General features: G+C 62.6%; 21 protein-coding genes. 18 read left to right on the top strand and 3 right to left on the bottom strand.

The annotated features are described in order from the left end of the window. Positions 1-243: 243 nt before the first annotated feature. Genes MQW79_RS14935 through MQW79_RS14915 form a run of 5 tightly spaced genes read left to right on the top strand, consistent with a single transcriptional unit; the run spans position 244 to position 5,134 of the window. The gene (locus MQW79_RS14935) at positions 244-945 is read left to right on the top strand and encodes a GntR family transcriptional regulator (protein WP_476588244.1); all 702 of its coding nucleotides are present in this window, start codon (positions 244-246) and stop codon (positions 943-945) included. A gap of 20 nt (positions 946-965) precedes the next feature. Next, complete coding sequence (locus MQW79_RS14930) at positions 966-2,144, top strand: mandelate racemase/muconate lactonizing enzyme family protein (RefSeq protein WP_476585260.1); 1,179 nt, start codon at positions 966-968, stop codon at positions 2,142-2,144. A 52-nt stretch (positions 2,145-2,196) separates the two neighbouring features. Then, on the top strand, positions 2,197-3,549 hold the full coding sequence (locus MQW79_RS14925) for a mandelate racemase/muconate lactonizing enzyme family protein (protein ID WP_476588243.1): 1,353 nt from the start codon (positions 2,197-2,199) through the stop codon (positions 3,547-3,549). A 46-nt stretch (positions 3,550-3,595) separates the two neighbouring features. Continuing rightward, positions 3,596-3,922, top strand: a complete 327-nt coding sequence (locus MQW79_RS14920; RefSeq protein ID WP_476585259.1) for an NIPSNAP family protein — start codon at positions 3,596-3,598, stop codon at positions 3,920-3,922. A gap of 9 nt (positions 3,923-3,931) precedes the next feature. Beyond that, on the top strand, positions 3,932-5,134 hold the full coding sequence (locus MQW79_RS14915; protein WP_476585258.1) for a mandelate racemase/muconate lactonizing enzyme family protein: 1,203 nt from the start codon (positions 3,932-3,934) through the stop codon (positions 5,132-5,134). Positions 5,135-5,215: 81 nt separating this feature from the next. On the opposite strand, the gene MQW79_RS14910 is transcribed toward MQW79_RS14915, so the two are convergent. The 3 genes from MQW79_RS14910 to MQW79_RS14900 all read right to left on the bottom strand — a co-directional run bounded on the left by MQW79_RS14910 (position 5,216) and on the right by MQW79_RS14900 (position 8,355). Further along, a complete protein-coding gene (locus MQW79_RS14910) occupies positions 5,216-6,058 on the bottom strand; it encodes a carbohydrate ABC transporter permease (RefSeq protein WP_476585257.1) in 843 nt (280 codons plus the stop codon). Next, positions 6,058-6,990, bottom strand: a complete 933-nt coding sequence (locus tag MQW79_RS14905) for a carbohydrate ABC transporter permease (protein ID WP_476585256.1) — start codon at positions 6,988-6,990, stop codon at positions 6,058-6,060. Before MQW79_RS14905 ends, MQW79_RS14910 begins: the two co-directional genes overlap by 1 nt. A 108-nt stretch (positions 6,991-7,098) precedes the next feature. Beyond that, positions 7,099-8,355 (bottom strand): extracellular solute-binding protein, encoded by a 1,257-nt coding sequence (locus MQW79_RS14900; RefSeq protein WP_476585255.1) that lies wholly within the window; start codon positions 8,353-8,355, stop codon positions 7,099-7,101. 315 nt (positions 8,356-8,670) lie between these two features. Here MQW79_RS14900 and MQW79_RS14895 point away from each other — a divergent pair, with 315 nt between their 5' ends. The 13 genes from MQW79_RS14895 to MQW79_RS14835 all read left to right on the top strand — a co-directional run bounded on the left by MQW79_RS14895 (position 8,671) and on the right by MQW79_RS14835 (position 23,427). Then, positions 8,671-9,897, top strand: coding sequence for an ROK family transcriptional regulator (locus MQW79_RS14895; protein ID WP_476588242.1), 1,227 nt, complete (start codon positions 8,671-8,673; stop codon positions 9,895-9,897). Then, complete coding sequence (locus tag MQW79_RS14890; protein WP_476585254.1) at positions 9,894-10,538, top strand: ThuA domain-containing protein; 645 nt, start codon at positions 9,894-9,896, stop codon at positions 10,536-10,538. Before MQW79_RS14895 ends, MQW79_RS14890 begins: the two co-directional genes overlap by 4 nt. 31 nt (positions 10,539-10,569) lie before the next feature. Continuing rightward, positions 10,570-11,658, top strand: a complete 1,089-nt coding sequence (locus tag MQW79_RS14885) for an ABC transporter ATP-binding protein (RefSeq protein WP_476585253.1) — start codon at positions 10,570-10,572, stop codon at positions 11,656-11,658. Positions 11,659-12,287: 629 nt separating this feature from the next. Continuing rightward, positions 12,288-13,526, top strand: a complete 1,239-nt coding sequence (locus MQW79_RS14880; protein ID WP_476585252.1) for an ABC transporter substrate-binding protein — start codon at positions 12,288-12,290, stop codon at positions 13,524-13,526. 157 nt (positions 13,527-13,683) lie between these two features. Continuing rightward, positions 13,684-14,715, top strand: coding sequence for a carbohydrate ABC transporter permease (locus MQW79_RS14875; RefSeq protein ID WP_476585251.1), 1,032 nt, complete (start codon positions 13,684-13,686; stop codon positions 14,713-14,715). A gap of 2 nt (positions 14,716-14,717) precedes the next feature. Next, positions 14,718-15,602 carry a carbohydrate ABC transporter permease gene (locus MQW79_RS14870; protein ID WP_476585250.1) on the top strand — a complete coding sequence of 295 codons (885 nt, stop codon included), beginning with the start codon at positions 14,718-14,720 and terminating at the stop codon, positions 15,600-15,602. A 5-nt stretch (positions 15,603-15,607) separates the two neighbouring features. Then, entirely contained in the window at positions 15,608-16,660 is a 1,053-nt protein-coding gene (locus MQW79_RS14865) for an ABC transporter ATP-binding protein (RefSeq protein WP_476585249.1), read from the top strand. Between the two features lie 3 nt (positions 16,661-16,663). Next, positions 16,664-18,184, top strand: coding sequence for an amidase (locus tag MQW79_RS14860; RefSeq protein ID WP_476585248.1), 1,521 nt, complete (start codon positions 16,664-16,666; stop codon positions 18,182-18,184). A 90-nt stretch (positions 18,185-18,274) separates the two neighbouring features. Then, on the top strand, positions 18,275-19,597 hold the full coding sequence (hisD, locus tag MQW79_RS14855) for a histidinol dehydrogenase (RefSeq protein ID WP_476585247.1): 1,323 nt from the start codon (positions 18,275-18,277) through the stop codon (positions 19,595-19,597). A gap of 4 nt (positions 19,598-19,601) precedes the next feature. Then, entirely contained in the window at positions 19,602-20,366 is a 765-nt protein-coding gene (locus MQW79_RS14850) for an SDR family NAD(P)-dependent oxidoreductase (RefSeq protein WP_476585246.1), read from the top strand. Continuing rightward, positions 20,351-21,421 carry a LacI family DNA-binding transcriptional regulator gene (locus MQW79_RS14845; RefSeq protein WP_476585245.1) on the top strand — a complete coding sequence of 357 codons (1,071 nt, stop codon included), beginning with the start codon at positions 20,351-20,353 and terminating at the stop codon, positions 21,419-21,421. Before MQW79_RS14850 ends, MQW79_RS14845 begins: the two co-directional genes overlap by 16 nt. Before the next feature lie 96 nt (positions 21,422-21,517). Further along, positions 21,518-22,561: a cupin domain-containing protein gene (locus MQW79_RS14840; protein WP_476585244.1), complete on the top strand. Its 1,044-nt coding sequence runs from the start codon at positions 21,518-21,520 to the stop codon at positions 22,559-22,561. Between the two features lie 164 nt (positions 22,562-22,725). Next, positions 22,726-23,427, top strand: coding sequence for an RraA family protein (locus MQW79_RS14835; RefSeq protein WP_476585243.1), 702 nt, complete (start codon positions 22,726-22,728; stop codon positions 23,425-23,427). Positions 23,428-23,459: the final 32 nt, after the last annotated feature.

The following is a 23,459-nucleotide window of genomic DNA, read 5'->3' as shown; positions in this document are numbered from 1 at the left end:
AGTCCTCCTGTCACCCTGCCCTGATTGCTGCGGCAGGTCCCTTGTCGGCGGAATACATCGGGCTTTGCCTCTTATGTACAATACGCCTTGCGGATACCGTTGCAGATGCCATATTGCGTGTCAACTGCGCAGGATTATACATTATCTGAGTTCATCGCTGTGCAATATGCCGATAATGCGCAGACTCAGCGGCCTGAAATGGCTAGTGCCAACGCCTGGAGCGAGCACAAAGGGACTATTGGGATGACGGCCTTCAAGGCGCAGCCACCGGCGGGAATGGAGTTCAGCGGAGCCACGCCAGCCGGCGACTCAGTCTATCAGCAGATCCGGGACGACATCATCGCGGGGCGACTCAGGCCCAATGAGCGCCTGGTGGTCGCCGATCTGGCCCAGCGCCACCACACATCGACAAATCCCATCCGCGAGGCACTCCAGATGCTGCGGGGCGAGGGTTTCGTCGTGATTTCACCAAATCGCGGTGCGCGTGTCCGTGCCATCGACCAGAATTTCGTGCGCGACATCTACGAGATTGGGGTGTTGATCGAACCGGCACTGACCCGCTGGTTCGTCGGGATGGCCACCCATGACGACATTGTCAAACTCGAGACTGTGCAGGCGGAAATCGAGCGGAACAATTTCGAGGATCCCATTCGCCACAGCGAATTGGACACGCAATTCCACACCATCATGTACGAGCGGCATTACAATCAGCACGCCGCCGAACTCTGGTGGAAACACCGCGAAGTCCTGCGTGCAGTCAGCCGCAGGTTCAATTTCACCCTGGCCCGGCGTGTGCAGGTGCTGCGGGAGCATCGCGAATTGATCCAGCTCATCAAGGATGGTGAGGCGGACAAGGCAGCGGCACTGGTGGCCCAGCACGTGGAGGGGTCGGGCCGCCATATTCTGGAACACATGCGGGCCGCGGAGGCGGCGCGGGCCAGCTAGGCGTCAATCTGGGAGGGGACATGAAGATCACGGGCGTCAGGCCGTGGCTGATCAAGACCGAGGCATCCTATTGGGGGGAATTCCTGTTCGTCGAAGTGACGACTGATGCGGGCGTTTCCGGGTGGGGCGAAATCACCACCACGACCTTTGTGGCCAACCGGGCGCTCTGCGTCATGCTCCGGCAGATCAGCAAGATCGTCGAAGGCGATGATCCCGGTCGCATCGAACAGATCTGGCACAAGGTGTTCCGCAATTTCACCTATATGGGCAGCCGCGGCGCCGCCGTCGAATGCCTCAGCGCCATCGACATCGCCCTTTGGGATATCAGAGGCAAGGTCCTCGGGCAGCCGATCTACGAATTGCTAGGCGGTGCGGTGCGTGAAGATGTGCTGCTCTATACCCATCCCGACCAGCGCAAGTTCACCAGCAGGGAAGGCGTTGTCCAGGAAATCCGCGACATCATCGCCTCGGGCCACACGGCCCTCAAGTTCGACCCCTATCCGCAGCAGGGGCCATTGGGCAGGAACGGGATCGCCCGCGAACAGGCCGATGGCTATCTCGATGGGTCCATGGACCGCAAGCATGCCCGCGAGGCCGCCGAACTCACGGCCCTGATCCGCGAAACTGCGGGGCCCGATGTCGATATTCTCATCGACGCCCATGGGCGCTTCGACGTCCCCACCGCGATCCGCTGCTGCCGCGACCTCGAGGAGGCCGGCGACATCGACTGGTTCGAGGAGCCCGTCCCGCCGGAAAGCATCGAGGCATTGCGGCAGGTCCGCGACAAGGTCAATGCGGCCATCTCCTGGGGTGAGCGCGGCCACACCAAGTGGGACTTTGTGCCCATCCTCGAAAACCGGCTCGCCGACTATATCATGCCCGACGTCACCTGGACCGGGGGCATTACCGAACTCAAGAAAATCGCGGCCCTGTGCGAGGCCTATTACATCCCCGTGTCGCCCCATGACGCGGCCGGGCCAATCAATGTCGTTGCCGGTGCGCAGGTGATGATGACCGTGCCCAATTTCTACCGGCTCGAAACTTCCGAATGGAACCTGAGCAAATACGATCACCTGATCGACAGGCCCCTCGACAATTCCAATGGCAGCCTCAAGCTCAACCGGGCGCCGGGCCTCGGCATCGAGATGAACCGGGATTACCTGGACGACAACCAGATCCAGTTCGACGAGAGGTCATGACGACAAGGCCGGTGAAGAGCTTGCCGGCGTCACGGGAGGACAAGACGTGGATGTGCCAACGGCCGCCGAAACCATAGAACACAATATCCGCACCGCATCGCGGCCGAGCGAACTGCGCATCACCGACATGCGGGTGGCCGAGATCGTCGGCGCTCCCTTCACCTCGGCGCTGCTCAAGATCTACACCAATCAGGGTATCGTGGGTTTTGGCGAAGTGCGCGACGGCGCCAGTGCGACCTACGCGCTCATGCTCAAGAGCCGCCTCCTGGGCGAAAATCCGCTCGATGTCGATCGCCTGTTCCGGCGCCTCAAGCAGTTCGGCGGCCATGGCCGACAGGGCGGTGGTGTCTCGGCCGTCGAGATTGCCCTGTGGGATATTGCCGGCAAGGCCTATGGCGTGCCGATCTACCAGATGCTGGGCGGCAAGTTCCGCGACAAGGTGCGGATCTATTGCGACACGGATGCCGAAAAGCCCAGTGGCACCGAAACCGGCAGGCGCCTCAAGGCGCGGATGGACATGGGCTTCACCTTCCTCAAGATGGACCTGGGCCTGATGCAGATTGCCGACGTGCCGGGTGCCGTTGTGGCGCCGGCCGGATCGCTGGAAGGCTATCGCGTCCATCCCGGCCACGGCCCGGCCCGCTCGATGGAGGATCGGCGGGCACGCAACGCGGTTTATGACACGCATAATGTGCGCCACCCGTTCACGGGCCTGCACTTTTCCGACAAGGGCCTCGACCTGCTCGAACAATACATTGCCGAAGTGCGCGAGGTCATCGGCTACGAGGTACCGCTGGCCATCGACCATGTCGGCCATATCTCGCTGCAGAACGGCATAAGACTGGCCCGGCGCCTCGAGAAATACGTTCCCGCATGGCTCGAGGACGTGATCCCCTGGCAATATGCCGACCAGTACCGCCAGTTGCAGCAGTCAACCACGGTGCCCATCTGCACGGGCGAGGATATCTACCTCAAGGAAGGCTTCGAGCCGCTGCTCAAGGCCGGCATTTCCGTGATCCACCCTGATCTGCTGACCTCGGGTGGCATTCTCGAAACCAAGAAGATCGGCGACATGGCGCAGGACCACGGCGTGGCCATGGCCATCCACATGGCCGAAAGCCCCATCGCCGCCATGGCCGCCGCCCATGTGGCCGTGGCCACCGAGAATTTCATGGCGCTCGAATATCATTCGGTGGAGGTGGATTGGTGGGACGACATTGTCACCGGCCTGCCCCGGCCGCTGGTGCAGGATGGCTTCATCACCGTGCCCGACAGGCCGGGTCTCGGCATCGACGATATCGCCGACGATGTCATCGTTGAGCACCTGCAGCCGGGCGTGACCGGCATCTGGCGGCCGACCGAGCAGTGGGACGACGAATATTCCTGGGACCGGACCTGGAGCTGAGACGTCTCACCCCATCATCAGGTGAGGCGAAAGGATACTGGACACAATGATCTACGAATTGCGCATCTATGACTGCCTGCCGGGCCGGCTGCCGGCCTTGCTCGAGCGGTTCTCGCAGGCCACCCTGGCGATCTGGGATCGGCACGGCATCCGCCAGGCCGGCTTCTTCACCACCGTCATCGGTGAGAACAGCAACCGCCTGACCTATCTGCTTGCCTGGGAATCCTTGGCCGAACGCGAGACCAAATGGGCCGCCTTTGTCGCCGATCCGGCCTGGCACGCCGCTCGCGACGCATCGGAGCGTGATGGGCAGATCATTGCCAACATATCCAGCCAGCTGCTGACGCCCACGGCGTTTTCGGCGCTGCAATAGAGGTTCGCCATGAAGATCACCGACCTGCGTTGCGCCGTCATCGGGCGTCATCCCATTGTGCGCATCGTCACCGATGAGGGGCTTTACGGGCTGGGAGAGGTTGAGTTCACCAAAACCTATCTCAAGCCCTTCGTGCTGCATTTTCGCGAGGCGCTGATCGGGGAGGACCCGACCGATGTCGAGCGGGTCATGCTCAAGATCCGGCAGCGCGGCAGTTTCAAGCCTTATGGCGCGGCCGTCAGCGCCATCGAGCATGCGCTCTGGGACATTGCAGGCAAGGCTGCCAATGTACCGGCCTACAAGCTGCTCGGCGGCAAGGTGCGCGATCAGGTGCGCGTCTATAACGGATCGATCCGCCGGAAACGCAGCGGGGACAGGCCGGAGGATTACGCCGCCGACGTCAAATGGATGATGGAGCAGAGCCAGAACTTCTTCATGGTCAAGCAGGGCATCAGCTTCCATTCGAACATGAAGGACACGATCGACGGTTTCCACTACGGGGTGCGCCAGAACAATGCCGGCTATCACGGCGCCATGGACCAGGGGCAGATTTCCGAGCGCGGCTTCAACCACATGCTCGATTGCGTGGCCGCCATGAAGGACGTGCTGGGGGACAAGGTGTCGCTGGCGCTCGATTGCGGTCCGGGCTGGTTCCTGCCCGACGCCATCCGATTCGCCAATGCGGTGGAAAAATACAACCTGATGTGGCTCGAGGACATGCTGACCGGAGACTATGTGCCCTGGGTCAACCCGCAGGCCTATCGGGAGCTGACGCGCTCCACCACAACGCCCATTCATACCGGTGAGCAGATCTATCTGCGACACAATTTCAAGGAGCTGATCGAGACCCAGGCGGTGCGGGTCATCGGTCCCGATCCGGCCGATATCGGCGGCATGGCCGAGCTGAAATGGGTGGCGGAGCACGCCTATATGCATTCGATCATGATGGCGCCGCATGGCACGGCCAATGGCCTTCTGGGCCTCGGCGCCCTGATCAATGTCTGCGCCACCCTGCCCGCCAATTTCATCGCCTTCGAATATCCCAGCGCCTCGGACCCGTGGTGGGAGGATATCGTGGTGGGCTTGCCCAAGCAGATCGTCAGGGACTCGATGATCGACCTGCTCGAAGCGCCGGGCCTCGGGCTCGACATCGACCCGGAGGGGGCTCGGAAGTATCTCAAGGACGAGGACGCCGGTTTCTTCGATCCCTGATCAGGGTCGGCAGTATCTCCCTGAAAAGCAGAAAGCCCGGCATAAAGCCGGGCTTTCTTTTGGCTTGAATACGCCGTGGCCTCAGCCCTTGACGGCGCCGCCTGTCAGACCCGAGATCACATAGCGCTGGGCCAGCAGGAAGAAGGCGATGGCCGGCATGATCGAGAGGGTGAGGAAGGCCAGGATGCGCGGCCAGTCTGAGCCGAACTGCCCCTGGAACTGCATGATGCCCAGCGGCCAGGTGTACTTTGCCTCCGAATTGAGGACGATGAGCGGAAGCAGGAAGCTGTTCCAGCTGCCCACGAAGTTGAACACGCCCACCGTGGCGATGATCGGCAGGCAGAGCGGCAGGGTGATGTACCAGTAGATGCGGATATAGCCGCAATTGTCCATGCGCGCGGCGTCGATCAGGTCCTTGGGCAGTTCCTTGAAGAAATTGTGGAACAGCAAGACCGAGAAAGAGACGCTGAACGCGACCTGCACGGTGATGATGCCCCAGTGGCTGTCCAGCATGCCCAGGTCGCGCATCTTGATGAACAGCGGCAGGATGCCCGTGGCTGCGGGGAAGAGCAGCCCCAGCATCAGGTAGCCAAGGATGAACTTGGACCCGAAGAACTTGATATGGGCCAGGGCAAAGGCCGTCATCGAAGCGACCAATGTCGAAAGCAGAACCGTGCCCCCCGCGATCAGCAGGGAATTGCCCAGGGAGGAGAAGTATCGCGGACCGCCCAGGATTTCGGTAAACCGGATCGGGTCCCAGCTAGCCGGCAGGCCGAAGGGATTGACGCGCAGTTCGCCGATCTCCTTAAAGCCGCCCAGCGCGGTCGTGTAGAATGGCACGATGACGAAGGCGGCCACGACCATCAGGCTGATCCACTGGACGGGAGAGATGACCGGGCGGCGTTTCTTGGATGTGGCAGCCATCAATTCTGCTCCACTTTGAACAGGACGCGACGATAGGCCAGCGCGACGATGACGCAGGCGATGAACAGCAGCACGCTGACGGCGCCGCCAAAACCAAGTTTCATGCGCAGGATGCCGAACTGGTAGAGGAAGGTCACGATCGTGTGGCTGGAATGGGATGGCCCGCCATTGCTGAGCGGGATGATCAGATCGAACAGCTGCAGCGCCCCGGTAATGGCAAAGAAGACCGAGATGACGATGGCAGAGCGGATCATCGGGATTTTGATGTGGCGCACGATCTGCCACTTGCTGACACCATCCAGGCGGGCTGCCTCGATGACCTCATTGGGAATCGATTGCAGGCCGGCGATGAAGATCATCATGTGGAAGCCAAAATACTTCCAGGTGATGACCAGCATGATCGCCGGAATCACCCAGAGCTTGTCGCCGAGCACGAAGGGCATGTCGACGCCGATGGCCCCGCCAATGGCTGGGAGCAGCCCGTAATTGCCGTCATAGACGAATTTCCAGATCAGGCCCGCCGCGACTTCAGCCAGCATGTAGGGCAGGAAGAACAGGACCCGGATCAGGTTGATATGCGCACCGCGCTCCGCCAGAGCAATGGCGCACCACATGGCCAGCGGCAACTGGATCAGCAAGGACACGGCTACCACGATCAGGCTGTTGCGGACGGCGGTGCCGAAATTGCGGTGGGTGATGACGTCGGCATAGTTCTCGAAGCCGACGAAATCGGTGATCGGCCCGTAGCCGTTCCAGTCGAAAAACGAGAAGGTCGCCGCGTCGATCATCGGCAGAACGACAAAGACCGTGAAGAGGATCAGCGACGGCGGCAGAAAGAGCAGGAGCGGCACCAGGCTCTTGCGATCCATGTAGCGACGGCGATGGGTGGTCGGCATGACCCCGGCTGTGGCACCCGCAGAAACTGTGCTCATGGCAATTCTCCTCGCGCCCGGTATGGATTCCGCTCAGCAGACACGGGGCGTTGCTTGGTGGATGACTGACCCTGGCGGGCAGGCTGCCCGCCAGGGCCATTGGCGAACTCAGAGAGAGTCGTCCACGGCTTCCTTGATCAGCTCCGCTGCTTCTTCGGCGCTGATGGAGTTGCTTGAGAGTTCCGCCGAGACGTCATTGACGACGCCACCGACATTGGGACCCAGGGCCTGGTCGAAGAACAGCGCGTGCCAGTGTGCATTGCCGATATTGCGGGCAATCTGCACCTTGAACGGGTTGGTCATGACGTCGGCTGCACCCTTGGAGATCGGGATGTAATAGGCGTCCTGGGCGTATTTCGCCTGGTTTTCCTGGTTATTGAAGAACTCCACCCAGCGCACGGCCGCATCCGAGGCGTTCTTGCTGAACAGCACGCCGCCCAGGCCGCCCAGCGTGTCAGTGGGGTCGCCCTTGCCGCCTTCGATGGTCGGGAAAGGCAGGATACCGAGCTGGTCGTCGGGAATGCCTTCCTTGTTGGCCGAATTGTCCTTCATGGCGCCGTAGTCCCAGTCGCCCATCAGGTGCATTGCGGCATTGCCGTCGCCGAAATAGCCCGAGGCGTCGCCATAGCCGGCTGCCAGGTAGCCATCCTGCCACGGTTCCAGGGCAGCCAGTTCCAGGAAGTACTCGCCAGCCTTGACGAAGTCCTCGCCGGCAAAACCGTCGCCCTCGCCGCGCGCTGCGGCCTGGAAGCCTTCCATACCGGCCTGGCGGACGACCAGCTTGGACCACCAGAAATGAGCGGGCCACTTGTCCTTGGCGCCGATGGCGATCGGGGTGATACCCGCATCCTTGAATTTCTGGACACCGGCCAGGAAACCTTCCCAGGTTTCCATGCTGGCGGGGTCGACGCCAGCCTGTTCGAACAGGGCTTTGTTATACCACAGCACGACTTCGGCAACATCGCGCGCGACGCCGTAAAGGTGTCCGTCGGCGGCGGTGTAGGCCGCGATGCCGGCACTGCCCACCGCTTCCTTGGCTTCGTCGCTCAGAACGTCCTCGATGGGACGCAGGAATCCGGCCTTGGCCTGCTCATAGAAAACGCCGCCACCCCAGGTGTGGAAGACGTCAGGTGCATCGGCTGACTGCAGCAGGGTGGTCAGTTTGGCCTTGAAAGCCTCGTTTTCGAGGAACGGCAGTTCCACGACGATATCGGGATTCTGGGCCATGAAATCGGCGGCGATACTGTTCATCAATTCCACCTCAGCCGGGATGGACGTGATGTGCAGGTGCTGGACCACGGTCTGGGCCTGAACGGGTGCAACTGCAGCCAGTCCAAGCATTGCGGCGAGCGCAATATGCTTCATTTGTTTCCTCCTTATGTGATGCGGCCTGGACCATCCGGTCCACTCCCGTGCCGCCATGACGCGATCCTCCCAGAACTCGCCACTTGCTACTTTCTACGCATCCCTTATTAAAGACGCAAGAGGAACGTACCTCGTACTTGTTTCGCGAAAAGGAGGTGAATGACGATCATTGTATAACACCTTGAAATATATGACGTAATTGCACTTTATCGAGGCGTATGGCGAGTCTCCGCTAGGAACTGACACAAGACTTTGATACAGACAGCAAACTAAATCACCGATCCTGAATTTGTTCGCCGGGGTGCCCTCTTGGCCGTGAAGATCGCCGATCCGCTTTTGATGCGCGAAATCAACAAGTTTCACGTGCTGGAAACCATCCGGTTCCACGGCCAGATTTCGCGCGTCGAGATTTCGGAGCGCACGCTTCTGAGCGGCACGACTGTTTCAGCCATTACCGGCGCCCTGATCGAGGAAGGGCTCATCCATGCCACGCATAGCCAGGCCAACGAGGAAACGCATCGCGGCCGACCGCGCGTGTTGCTGGGGCTCGTGGCAGACGCCGCCTATGTGCTGGGCATCAAGATTTCCGAGGCAACGACGACGGTCACACTGATCGACTTCCGGGGGGAGGTTGTCTCGTCGGTGCAGTTGCCGATCCGCCTGGCGCGCCAGCCCGCCGAGGTGATTGCCGATCTCATCGAGGATGCGATGGACGATTGCATCAACAAGTCCGGCGTCGATCGCAAGCGCATCCGCGGCATTGGCATCGGTGTGCCGGGGCTTGTCGACCCGCGCTCCGGCCGCAGCTATGCGAGCTCGGTCTTCGGGGAGCGCGAAGTGCCCTTGAGCGCCATGCTGGGCGAGCGGACCGGATTGCCGGTGAAGCTCGAGAAGCCTGCCAACTTGCTTGCCTTGGCGGAGGCCTGGTTCGGCCATGCACAGCGCGACAAGAGTTTCGGGGTGATCGTGCTCGACCAGACGGCGAGCCTTGGCCTCTGGCTCGACGACGACGTGCATCGGGGCGCCAGCACGCTCGGGCCCACCTTCGGCCACCTCAAGGTGTCGGGAAAGGGCATTGCCTGCGATTGCGGTCAGCTCGATTGTCTCAATGCCCATGCCAGCGACGCCGCCTTGCGCCAGCAGGCGGCCAGGGCGCTCGGTGAGGATTTCCTCCAGACACCCCTGGCCCGCGGCTCCATCATGGCAGCGCTGGCCGAAGCCTGTGACAGTGGCAATGCCAATGCGCGCGCCGTGATCGAGGCGCATGGCGCCCATCTGGGGATCGGGATCTCTCATGTCATCAACCTGATCAACCCCGAAAAGATCATCGTTGTGGTCGAATCGCGCCGCTACGGCGACCTGGTCGGAGCCTCGCTGAGGGCCGCCGCAGCGGCCAACAGTTTTCGCGCGCATTACGCATCAACCGAGCTGATCCTTGACACGCTCGACGATCAGCTCTGGGCACGTGGCGCCGCGGCTTTGGTGCTGCGCGACATCTACAGCGCCCCCTGGACTTCAGCCGATCAGGAGAAATTGCAATGACCAAATCTGCCCTCATCGTATGGGGAGGCTGGGATGGACATACCCCCGAGCAGAGCGCCCGCCTGGTGGGCACTCTCCTTGAGGCGCACGACTATGCGGTGGATATCGAGGCGACGACCGAAGCCTTTGCGGATGCCGATTTGCCTCGATACGATCTCATCATCCCCGCCATTACCATGTCGCGCATCGAGCGCGAGGAACTGACCAATCTCATCGCTGCCGTTCGAGGCGGCACCGGGCTTGCCGGCTTTCACGGCCTCATGTGCGACAGTTTCCGGAACGAGCCCGACTATCAGTTCATGACCGGCGGCCAGTGGGTCGCCCATCCCGGCAATATCATCGACTTCACGGTCAACGTGACCAGGCCCGAGGATCCGATCATGCTCGGTCTCGGCGATTTCGACTACCGCTCGGAACAATACTACATGCACTTCGACCCCAGCGTTGAGGTCCTGGCCACGACGACATTCTCGGGCGAGTATTTCGACGAGATCGAGGGCGTCGTCATGCCCGTGGCGTGGAAGCGCAGGTTCGGAAAGGGCCGGGTCTTCTATTCAGCGCTCGGACACGTAGTGGACGAATTCCAGGTGCCGCAGATGCGCACCATGTTCGAGCGCGGCGCCCTTTGGGCCAGCCGCTGAGATAACTCTAACCATCGGCAAGGAGGAGACGATGGCAGAACTGAAATTGCGAGGCATCAACAAGAGCTTTGGCGCCGTCAAGGTGATCCATGACATTGATCTCGACATTCCCAACGGCGAGTTCGTGGTGTTTGTCGGCCCGTCCGGCTGCGGCAAGTCCACCCTGTTGCGCACCATATCGGGGCTCGAGGAGCCGAGTTCCGGCCAGGTCCTGATCGGCGGCGAGGACGTCACCGATTTCGACCCGTCCGAACGCGGCGTGGCCATGGTATTCCAGTCCTACGCGCTCTATCCGCATATGACGGTAGAGCAGAATCTCGGCTTTGGCCTGAGAATGGGCGGCATGCCCAGGGACCAGGTTGCCGAGCGCGTCATGGAGGCGGCGCGCATCCTGGAACTGACCGATCTCCTGGAACGCAAGCCGCGCCAGCTTTCCGGCGGACAACGTCAGCGCGTCGCCATCGGCCGCGCCATTGTGCGTCAACCCAAGGCCTTCCTGTTCGATGAACCGCTTTCCAATCTCGATGCCGAGCTGCGCGTGCAGATGCGCATCGAGATTGCCAAGCTCCACCAGCAGCTGGGCGCCACCATGGTCTATGTGACGCATGACCAGGTGGAGGCAATGACCCTGGCGGACCGCATCGTCGTGTTGCGCGCCGGTCGCATCGAACAGCAGGGCAGCCCAATCGATCTCTACGACAACCCGGACAACAAGTTCGTCGCCGGCTTCATTGGCTCGCCGCGCATGAACTTCCTCGACGGCACTGTGACGGCCATCGATGGCCCCGACATCACCGTGGCGCTGGACGCCTTCGATGCGCCGGGGCTCACGGTGCGTCGGCGCGGCAGCGGCGGCGCGATCGGGCAGAAGGTCAGCGTCGGCATTCGACCCGAACATTTCAGCGAGGCCGCTGGCCAGGGCCCAATGCTGACGGCGCATGCCCAGGTGGTCGAGCAATTGGGGGGCGTCTCCTATGTCTATGCCGTTGGCAATGACGGCGCTACAAAGGTGACCATCCAGCAGAAGGGGCACTCGCGGATAGCCGACGGCGCCCCGATTACTGTCGGTTTCGAGCCGGGAGCGCTTCTCGCGTTCGATGAGAACGGATTGAGAATCTAGCCGTGCCGAAAGGCGCACTTCTCCCGTTCTCAACCTGCGCGCTGTAGGTTAGGGCTCGAGGGCTATCGGCAGCGCGTCTGCGATTGCAGCAGCGAAAGGCGGTCGCGCAGGAAGTTGGCTTGACCGGCTCCGTGATGCCACGGAGCCGGCGTCGCCGAACCTGAAGTTCCAGGCACGAATTGCTCTGGGCAAGCTCCTGTCTCGCGAGGGCAATCCCAAGTTGGAAACCTGGCGTCGAGACAGGAGCGCCACTCTTCCCCGACATGATTTGCCGCTGCGCGTCAGGAATTCTCCACCGGCTTCATGACCTCGACCCGTCCTTCCGCCGCGCTGGCTTACATGCCCGTCCTCAAGGTCCCTGCTTGAGGATACGATCCAGGTTTGCGGACCCCAGGGTTCAGCTTCTGTCGTCGGCCAGACCGCCAATGCCGGTAACCTGCTTCCCCGTTCAACTGCAAAAACAGGACCATTGCGCACGGCCGAATGATGTGCTTAGCTGCATTTTGCATACGAATGCAAAATTAAGTCGCATACGTATGCAGAGGGTTGGAACGTTGAATGTTGTGCCCGCCAACGCCGGCAAGCGCAACGAGGGTGGGTACGCAGTACCCAAAGTCAGGAGAACCAAGATGAAGCCCCTTCTTACGCTCGCCGTGTCGGCGATTGCACTGGCCCTGGGGACGGGCGCTGCTTATGCCGATTGCGGCATCGAGGCCGGATCGGTGCGCATTCTGAGCAACGACTTCGAAGCATTGCGGACAATCAATGCCACCGCGCAGGAATGCGCCACCGATGCAGTCACCGTGACGGCAAATGCGACCGCCGAGCACAAGGAAATCCAGGTGCCGGCGCTGACCATCAATCCGGCAGAATATTCGGTGGCCGTGGTCGCCAACAATTCCATCGTGCCGCTGCTCAATGACGATCTGATCCGCCCGCTCGACGACCTGGTGGCCGAATACGGCCAGGACCTGCAGCCGAGCCAGCTGGTCAAGATCGATGGCAAGGTCATGGCTATCGCCTTCATGGGCAACGGCCAGCACATGTTCTACCGCAAGGACATCCTGGAAGAGGCCGGCGTCGAGCCACCCACCAGCTATGATGAAGTCCTGGCCGCCGCCGCCGCGATCAAGGAAGCGGGCCTGATGGACTATCCGCTGGCCGCGTCGGTCAAGCCGGGCTGGGACCTGGCTGCCGAGTTCGTGAACAACTACCTCGGTACCGGCGCCGAATTCTTCGCCCCTGGCAGCGCCGAGCTGACCATCGACAACGAGAACGGGCTCGAAGTGCTGCGCGTCATGCGCGAGATGATCGCCTATATGGATCCGGACTACCTGACCTTTGACGCCAATGAAATCCAGAAGGAATACGAGGCCGGCAACGTTGCCATCATGAACGAATGGGGCTCGCTCGCGGGTGCGGTCCTGGATGACGAAGGCGCTGTCGAGGGCGTGGTGGAAAACACCGTGCTGGCCGCTACGCCGACTATTGGTGGGGGCACCATTCCGGCGGCCGCGCTCTGGTGGGACGGCTTCACCATTGCCAAGAACATTTCGGATGAAGACGCCGAAGCGTCCTTCCGCGCCATGGTCCACGGCATCAGCCCCGAAATGATGGCCGCCAACAAGGATGTCGCGACCTGGCTGATCGCCGGTTACGAACCGGGTCCGGCGGCGGTCGGGGTCATCGCCAATGCCAATGCCGGTGCCCGCGCCTATCCGATGCAGCCCTATATGGGCCTGCTGCACACCGCCCTGTCGACTGAACTGGCCGAATTCGTCGCCGGCTCGGAAGATGCCGAACAGGCCCTGGCCGACGTCAAGGCCGCCTATGACACAGCTGCCCGCGAGGCCGGCTTCCTCCAGTAGTCCTCCCTCGGACGTGCTGCGACGCCTCCTCCCGCAAGCGGGGGGAGGCAACGGACCAGGCCGGAAGAACCCCCTCGGTCCGAAACCGGCTTGGCCTCGCACGCCCTGCTGTTCCATCATCATCGCTGACAGGCCAGCGCTTTCAGGGAGGCAGGCAATGCCACACAAGACATTCTTTGCTTTCATCCTGCCATCGCTGATCGCCATGGTGCTGTTCATTGCCCTGCCGATCGTGTCGGTCGTGGTGCAGTCCTTCTATGTGAGCCATGAGCAGGTCATGGTCGAGGTCGAGAACTGCCAGCCCTTCGGCGGCTGTTCCAAGGAACGTCGGATCGATACTGCTGCTACCGCAGCCCTTCGCGAGGAGCAGCCCCTGGGCCGCTTCAACGGACTGGGTACCTATGTGAACCGCGCGCACCTGGCGACGGCGGAGCTGGGCGCGATTCTGTCCAGTGACCAGACCCTTGGCGCCAAATGGACCCAGATCCTCAACCTGCCCTTCTACAAGGCGCTGATTTTCACGCTGGTCTATTGCTTCGTTGTCACCCCTCTGGCCATGGCACTGGGTTTTGCCATCGCGCTGGCGGTCAATGCACTGCCCAAGGTGACCAAGGGCCCGATCATCTTCTTCTCGCTGCTGCCCATGATCATCACGCCGCTGATCGGGTCGCTGATCCTTTACTGGATGCTCAGCCCGAATGGCATTCTGGGCGCCACGATCCAGCACATCTTCAACGATCCGACGCTATCGCTGCGCGCTTCGCCGGCCATGACCTGGGGGGCCCTCTTGACCTATGGCGTCTGGACCAATGCCCCCTTCTCCTTCGTGGTCTTCTATGCCGGGCTGCAGACCGTGCCCGGCGACACGCTGGAATCGGCGATGATCGACGGCGCCTCGCGCTGGGAGCGCATCCGCTTCGTCATCATTCCGCATCTGGCACCGCTCGCGACCTTTGTCGCCCTGGTGCAGCTGATGGACAATTTCCGCGTTTTCGAGCCGATCGTGGGCTTCTCGGCAGAGGCCAATGCCACCTCGCTGAGCTGGCTCATCTACAATGACCTGACGGGAGACAGTCAGCAGTTCGGCTCGGCCGGCGCGACCTCGGTGCTGACCATTATCGGCGTCGTCATCCTGCTTTCCCCGGTTCTGGTGCGCACCTGGCGCGAATTCAAGCACAAGGCAGTGTGATCATGTCCGAAGCGATGGCCCACAAGCGCCCGGCCCTTCTCAACCTCACCATCTACGGCTTCATCATCATCTGGGTGATCCTGGCGGCCGTGCCCTTCTTCTGGACGGTCTGGGGATCGTTCAAGGTGGAGGCCGACTTCTTCTCCCGCGATAGCTGGTGGAACGCGATTTTCGGGACCGCGACCGTGCGTCAGACCGGAGAGGCCTTCACCGGGGCCGGCTATTATGGCGCCTGGATCACTCGTGATTTCTGGCGCGCCGCAGTCAATACCGTCATCGTCACCATTTTCGTGACCGCCATCTCGCTGACGCTGGGCACCCTGGGCGGCTATGCGCTGGCGCGCTCGGGCCGGAACTACGCATTCTGGATCCTGATTGCGGCGCTGGTCTTCCGGGCCATGCCGCATATCACCCTGGTCTCGGGCTACCTGCTGCCCTTCTTCGAGCTCAATATCTGGGGCGTATTGCCGACCTCGATCATTGTTCTCGTGGCCATCAACCAGCCGTTCACGCTCTGGATGCTGCACTCGTTCTTTCTCTCGATCCCCAAGGATCTGGACGAAAGCGCCATGGTGGATGGCTGCACGCGCTTCCAGGCGTTCCGCATGGTGATCATGCCGGTCATGTGGCCGGGCGTGGTGACGACCGGTCTCTTCAGTTTCTTGCTGGCCTATAATGACTTTGCCGTCACCGCCATGCTGCTCAGCGCCGATAACCAGACCATGGTACCCAAGATCTCGAGCTTCCTCGGCTCGATCCAGGAAACCGGCAATGTCATGTATGCCGTGGCCGCCGTGGTTTCGGCCACGGTGCCGCTCTTCATCCTCGTCCTCTTCTTCCAACGCCAGATCGTCAGCGGCCTGACCGCCGGCGCTGTGAAAGGCTGATCCCAATGGCCCAGATCCGTCTCAAGAATGTCTCCAAGCGCTGGAACAAGTTCGTCGGCGTCGACAATTTCAACCTCGACATTGCCGACCAGGAATTCCTGGTCCTGCTGGGCCCATCGGGCTGCGGCAAGACCACGACCATGCGGATGATCGCAGGGTTGGAGGAAATCACGGAGGGCGAAATCTGGATCGGGGATCGGCTGGTCAACAAGCTCGAGCCCAAGGATCGCGACATTTCCATGGTGTTCCAGAGCTACGGGCTCTATCCCAACATGACGGTCTACGAGAATATCCGCTTCCCTCTCAAGGTCCGGAAGGTCCCCCAGGACCAGCATCATGAACGGGTCATGAAGGCGGCGGCCATGGTCGAGCTCGAACCGTTTCTGGAGCGTCGCCCGGCGGCTCTCTCCGGTGGGCAGCGTCAGCGTGTTGCGCTGGCCCGCGCCATCGTACGCGAACCGAACGCCTTCCTGATGGACGAGCCCTTGTCCAATCTCGATGCCAAGCTGCGTGTCTCGACCCGTGCGCAGATCAAGAACCTGCACCACGCGCTCAAGACCACCACGATCTACGTGACCCACGACCAGATCGAAGCCATGACCCTGGCCGATCGCGTCGTCGTCATGAACAAGGGGCTCGTCCAGCAGGTCGGCACGCCTATGGAAATCTACGACCGCCCGGCCAATACCTTCGTTGCCAGTTTCATCGGCTCTCCCGCCATGAACCTGGTGAGCGGCGAGGTCAGGGACGGGGTGTTCACCAGTGACGGCATCCGCATCGAGGGCCTCACGAAGGCGGCCAACGGTGCCGTCACCCTCGGGTTCCGCGCCGAGGATGCCAGCCTGGCCACCTCCGGCGGCCAGATCGAGGCGCCGATCTATTCGGTGGAACTCCTGGGCGAGGCCACGATGCTGTCCATGCGGGTGGCCGGCGAACTGGTCTCCATCAAGGTCGGCAAGGACTATCGCGCCGAGATCGGCGACGTGGCGCGCATTGCCATCCCGGCTTCCGCCTGCCATCTCTTCGACAAAGCCAGCGGCGCACGGATCGAGGCCTGACCCATGGCGCGTGACAGCGCATCCGATGCCCGGTTCCGGTCGGCCCTCGCGGCCAGCGGCCTGAACCTGACGCCCGAAGAGGCCACCGGCGTGTCAAAGCTGGCCGGCTGGATGCATGCCGGCCTCGCGTCGCTCGAAACGCCCCAGTCGATGCCGGGCAATGGAAGCGTCTGCGACCTGGACATTGCCGAACTGGGCGCACGCCTGCGTGACGGCCGCCTGACATCGGAACACCTGACCCGCGCCACTCTCGAGCGGATCGGCCAGCGCGACCCTGCCTATCGGAGTTTCTACGCGCTGCTGACGGAAGCGGCGCTGGAAGAGGCGAGGCGCGCTGACCGGGAGCTTGCGGACGGAACCGACCGCGGACCTCTGCACGGCATTCCGGTCGGCATCAAGGACCTCATCGACGTCGCCGGCGTGGCGACCACGGCCAATGCGCCGGGGCGGGCCGAGGCCATCGCAGACGAGGATGCCGAAGTCGTGCGCCGGCTGCGGACAGCGGGTGCCGTCATCATCGGCAAGCTGGCGACCTATGAATGGGCGACGGTCGGGCCCGATAATCGCGGTCTCTTCCCACCGGCCCGCAACCCCTGGAACCTCGACCATATTACCGGCGGTTCGTCCTCCGGCTGCGCCGCTTCCGTCGCCGGTGGCCTGATCCGCACCTCCGTGGGCACCGATACCGGCGGCTCGGTGCGGGGACCGTCCTTCTATTGCGGCACTGTCGGGCTCAAGCCGACATACGGCCTCGTCCCGACGGATGGGGTGCTGGACCTGGCTGCCAGCCTCGACCATGTCGGTGCGGTCAGCGCGACCGTGTCCGAGGCAGCCGTGACGCTCGATGTGCTGAGCGCACGGTCCGGGGACAACCGGGCGGCCAGCCGGCTGGGAGAGCCCATTTCGGGCTTGCGGATCGGCTATGCGCGCAACTGGTTCGCCCACGACCCGCAAGCCATGCCGGAAGTGACCGCTGCAATCGATGCGGCCGTATCGGTGCTGTCCGAACTGGGGGCGGCGGTCGGCGAAGTGGACTTGCCCGACTATGCCGGAGTGGAAGTTGCCGTCGCGGCGATCCTGCATGCCGAAAGTTTCAAGCTGCACGCGGCCAATCTGCGCGATCACCCCGAGGCCTATGGCCGGCGCGCCTTCCTCAGCCTTGCTTCAGGCCTCTCGCTGGAGGAGGCGGAGGTCACCAGGGCGCGCGCCGAAGGCCGCGCTTTTCGTGCGGCGGTGGACAGCCTGCTGGAGCAGCACGACGTACTCGTCACCGTGGGCGCACTGACCACTGCCCTGCCCGCTGCGCCCTTCGAGAAGGAAGCGGTGTGGACACCGATGCGAACCATCGGCTTCAACGTTTCGGGCCACCCCGTGCTGGCGCTGCCCGTCGGCTTTCACCTGGGCCTGCCGATCGGCATGCAAATCATCGGCCGACATCATGCCGAAGCAGGCATCGTCCAGATCGGCCATGCCTTCGAACGCGCCACCGATTTCAGCGTGCAAAGGCCACCCGTCCCACGCTGATGCACCCAAAGTCGTGCTTTTGCGCGTCACACTCTTGCAGTATTGCATACGTATGCAGTAATCTCGAACACTCAATGGAGGGGCCACCCCATGCCAGTCTGGCTGAAGCGCGGTAAGGATGTCGAAGAGCGTGCGGAGGCGGATCGTCAGGTCCGCGCCACGGTCGAGGGTATCCTCGCCGATATCGAGAAGCGCGGCGACGAGGCCGTGCGCGAGCTGTCGCTGAAATTCGACAATTGGGACCGCAAGGATTTCCGCCTGAGCCAGAAGGAGATCGACGACTGCAAGGCGCAGCTCACCGATCAGGATCTGGCCGACATCGCATTCGCCCAGACCCAGGTGCGCAACTTCGCCCAGAAGCAGAAGGACACCATGCTCGACCTCGCAGTCGAGACCCTGCCGGGCGTCACCCTGGGCCACCGCCACGTGCCGATCAACGCGGTGGGCTGCTATGTGCCCGGTGGCAAGTATCCGCTGCTGGCCTCGGCCCATATGTCAGTGCTGACTGCAAAAGTAGCCGGCTGCCCGCGCGTCATCACCTGTGCCCCGCCCTTCCATGGCAAGCCGGCCCCCGCCATCGTGGCCGCGCAGGCCATGGCCGGCGCCGATGAGATTTATGTGCTGGGCGGTATCCAGGCCATCGGCGCCATGGCCATCGGTACGCAAAGCATCGATGCTGTCGACATGCTGGTCGGGCCGGGCAACGCTTTCGTGGCTGAAGCCAAGCGGCAGCTCTATGGACGCGTCGGCATCGACCTTTTCGCCGGTCCCACCGAAACCCTGGTCATTGCCGATGAAACGGTGGACGGCGAACTCTGTGCCACGGACCTCCTCGGACAAGCAGAGCATGGCCCCAATTCGCCGGCCATCCTGCTCACCAACTCGGAGAAGCTGGCGCGCGAGACCATGGAGGAGATCGAGCGCATCCTCGCCATCCTGCCGACGGCCGATCTGGCGCGCAAATCCTGGGCCGACTATGGCGAAGTCATCGTCTGCGACAGCTATGAGGAAATGCTGGCCGAGGCGGACCGCATTGCCTCGGAACATGTGCAGGTGATGACCGATCGCGACATGTGGTTCCGGGACAACATGACCAATTACGGCGCGCTGTTCCTCGGGCCGCGCACCAATGTGGCCTATGGCGACAAGGTCATCGGCACCAACCACACCCTGCCCACGATGAAGGCGGCGCGCTATACGGGCGGCCTCTGGGTCGGCAAATTCATGAAGACCTGCACCTGGCAGACGGTCACCACCGACGCGGCATCGGCCATGATCGGGGAATATGGCTCCCGCCTCTCGATGCTGGAAGGCTTTGTCGGCCATGCCGAGCAGGCCAATATTCGTGTGCGCCGCTATGGCGGGCGCAACGTGCCCTATGGTACCGCTGCAACTCCGACCACCAAGGCCTAGGCAGATGCACCTCCCCAAGACCCCCAGTTTCCGCCTTGATGGCAAGCGCGCCCTGGTGACGGGTGGGACGCGCGGCATCGGGCTGGGGGCCTCGGTGGCTTTGGCGGAGGCCGGGGCGCATGTGACGGTGGCGGCGCGAACCGCCGCGGACGTGGCCGAGGTCGTCAACGTCATGGCAGGGCGCGGCTGGTCGGTCGAGGGCGTGGCCCTCGACATTACCGACTTCGCCGGCGTGCAGAGCTTTGTTGCCGACAGCCAGCCCTTCCATGTTCTGGTCAATTCCGCCGGCACCGCCCGCCACAGCGAGCTGGCCGGCATTACCCCGCCGGACTACCAGGCGGTCATGCAGATCAATCTCGGGGCGACGCTGTTTGTCACCCAGGCCGTTGTCGGCAGGCTGCAGGCTGAGGGTCTGGGCGGTTCGGTCATCAATGTCTCGTCGCAGATGGGGCATGTCGGCGGACCCAGGCGTGCCGTCTATGCGGCCAGCAAACATGCTGTTGAAGGCCTGACAAAAGCCTTGGCCATCGAGCTCGGCGCCAGCAATATTCGGGTCAATACGGTCTGTCCGACCTTTATCGAAACCGAGCTGACGGCCAGGAACCTGAGCGATCCCGATTTCCGCTCCTGGGTTCTGTCCAAGATCAAGCTTGGCCGGCTCGGGCGGGTGGAGGATATCATGGGGCCGATCGTGTTTCTGGCCTCCGATGCGGCGTCGCTGATCACCGGCACCGCACTTCTGGTGGATGGCGGATGGACAGCGGAGTAAGGAAGCCGGGGGTAACCTCGTCGGAAGTTGCCAGGCGCGCAGGCGTCTCGCAATCCGCCGTCTCCCGAACCTTCACGCCAGGCGCCTCCATCTCTCCCAAGACCCGTGAAAAGGTCATGGCCGCCGCCCAGGAACTGGGCTACCGTCCCAACGCCATTGCCCGTTCCCTGATCACCAATCGCTCCCGCATCATTGCGGTGGTGATGGCGTATCTGGAGAACCTGTTCTATCCCGACGTGCTCGAAGAGCTCGGGCGCCTGCTGGTCAAGGAAAACTACCGCCTGCTGCTGTTCACCGGCCACATGGACCGCGACAGCGACCCGGTCTTCGACCAGCTCATGCAGTATCGCGTCGACGGCATCATCCTGGCCTCCACCACGCTTTCCTCGCATCTGTCGGAAGAATGCGCCACGGCCGGCATTCCGGTGGTCCTGTTCAACCGCACCACCGAGCGCGATGCCGTTTCGAGCGTGACCACCCGCAACCGCGAGGGTGGGAGGCGCATCGGCGAGTTCCTTGTCGCTGGCGGGCACAAGCGCTTCGGCTATATTTCGGGCGTTGAAAGCTCCTCGACCAATCGCGACCGTTTTGCCGGCTATGCCGAGGCCCTGGCCGAAGCCGGACATACCGACATTGCGGTGGGCATCGGCAACTATGATCGCGCCGAAGCCGAAGCCGCTGCGCGGACCCTGCTGTCGCGCCCCTACCGGCCCGACGCCCTGTTCGTCGCCAACGACCATATGGCCGTCGCGGTGATGGACGTGGCGCGCCATGAATTCGGGCTGCGCATTCCCGACGACCTCTCCATTGTCGGCTATGACGATGTCGGCCCGGCGCGCTGGACCTCCTATGGCATTACCACGATGAGCCAGCCGCTCAAGCGCATGGTCGAGGCCACCGTCAACATCCTGATGGGGCAGATCTCGAGCGGCGAGATCGAGGCCGAGCACCGCATCCTCAGCGGCGAGCTGATCGTGCGCACCTCGGCGCGCCTGCCCAAGACCGGCATTGTCGAAGTCGACGGCCGCCGCATCTACAAACCCGGCAAAACCTGAAGAAAAGGTGCCGATGACATCGGTCAGCCACATCTCAAACTCATATTGCATACGAATGCAAAAATGCTATCCTGCCCTATGAAAGGGGATTTCATCATGACCCAGAAGACTTGGACCCAGGCCGAAATGGAAAAGCGCCTGGTGCGCTATGCGGACCTCAAGGGCCTGCGCAACGCCTTCATCGACGCGCGCACGCCGGGCTCGGACCGGAAAGAGAATTTCACCATTATCGGGCCGGGCGTTTCGGAAAATCCGGCACAGGTCGTGCATATTCCCGAGGCGCACGGCTTCAATGTCGGCGCCGCCCGCCAGCCCTTTGGCTGCACCAATTCCCAGCACAGCCACCTGACCGCCGAGACCTTCGTGGTCCATACCGGCCGCTGGCGCTTCGTCTTCGGCCCCGACAAGTCCGACGGCTATATCGATGTCGAGCCGGGCGATGTGGCAACAGTCCCCACACACATGTTCCGCGGCTTCGAAAAGCTCGACGAAGGCACCGGCTTCCTCTTCGTGGTGCTTGGCCACGATGATCCGGGCAAGGTGGTCTGGGCCCCCAGTGTCTTCAAGATGGCCGAGGATTTCGGCCTGAAGCTCCTGAAGGGCGGCAAGCTGATCGACACCACGCTGGGTGAAAAAGTGCCCGAAGGCGCCGAACTGGAGCAGCCCCCGACCGCCGAGAAACTCCGGGAACTGGCGACGCCACCCCTGTCCGAGCTGGCCAAGTACGCGATCAAGGCCAAGGATATCAAGGGCGACCCCAATTCCCCGCTGGCTGGCGAAGGCGTCGAGGAAGCCGGCGTTATTGGCGATGTCGATGGCCAGGATGGCATCAAGGCCGGCCCGATCAGCGGCCACTGGCAGCATGACTTCACCCTGCGCCGCCTCAAGCTGGAAACGGGCGCCGACATCCCCGCCCATGCCCGCGCCGAGCAGGAAGTGATCTTCGTGCAGTCCGGCACACTGGAATTCACCTGGGCTGGCGGTTCGCTGATCATGGGTGCCGGCGACACGTTGACCGTGCCCATCGGTGTTATGCATGGCTTCCGCAACCCGGCTTCCGCCGACGCGATTGCCTTTGTCATTCGCGGGGCAGCGTCCCCGGCCGCGCCGGTTTTTGCCACCGCACAGGCAGCCGAGTAGGCGCACTCGGCCTCCTCTTCAACTCTCCCTCTGGGGGAGAGGTCGACCCGCCTTCGGGTCGGGTGAGGGGGCCTTTTCTTGGCCCGGTGCGGAGGAAGGCCCCCTCACCCGGCGTTGTATGCCGACCTCTCCCCCAGAGGGAGAGGTAAGACGGAGGAGAACCCATGCCCACCATTTCGCCCGAAACCCTGGCCGCATTGCGCAAGGCCGATACGCCGACCGTATGCAATGCCCTCGAGCATGTCATGGGCGGTCGCACCGCCGAAGGGTTTACCAAACACCCCGTGGTCTGCGCCGATCCCAAGCTGCCGCCGGTCGTGGGCTTTGCTAGGACGGCGAAAATCCGCGCCTCCTCACCGGCCCAGAAGCCGGCAGCCGAGGTGCGGGCGCTCAGAATGCGATACTACGAGTATGTTTCGCAGGGTGACGGCCCCAACGTGGCGGTCATCGAGGACACCGACTGGCCCCATGTCATCGGCGGGTTCTGGGGCGAAATGCAGGTGGCCCAGCACAAGGGCCTCGGCGTCGCCGGTACGGTGACCAATGGCGTTCTGCGCGATCTCGGCATGCTCGATGAAGGCTATCAGGTGATCGCCGGGGCCGTGGGTCCGAGCCATGCCTTCGTGCATGTGACCGAGCTCGACTGCCCCGTGACCGTCTTCGGCATGACAGTGCGCCCCAACGACCTGATCCACGCCGACCGTCACGGTGCGGTGGTCATCCCCGCCGAGCATATCGAACGCATGGCCTGGGCCATCGATGTGGTGATGCGCAAGGAAGTCCCGATCCTCTCCGCCGCGCGAGCCCCCGGTTTCACGGTGGAGAAACTGCGGGCGGCCTGGGCCGAGGCCGACGAGATCAAGTGAACCTGTCTTCTCCCAATCGGGCAGAGGGATAA

The organism is Devosia sp. Micro-HW1 (genome assembly GCF_056341075.1).
This window is presented reverse-complemented; position numbering and strand designations above follow the sequence as displayed.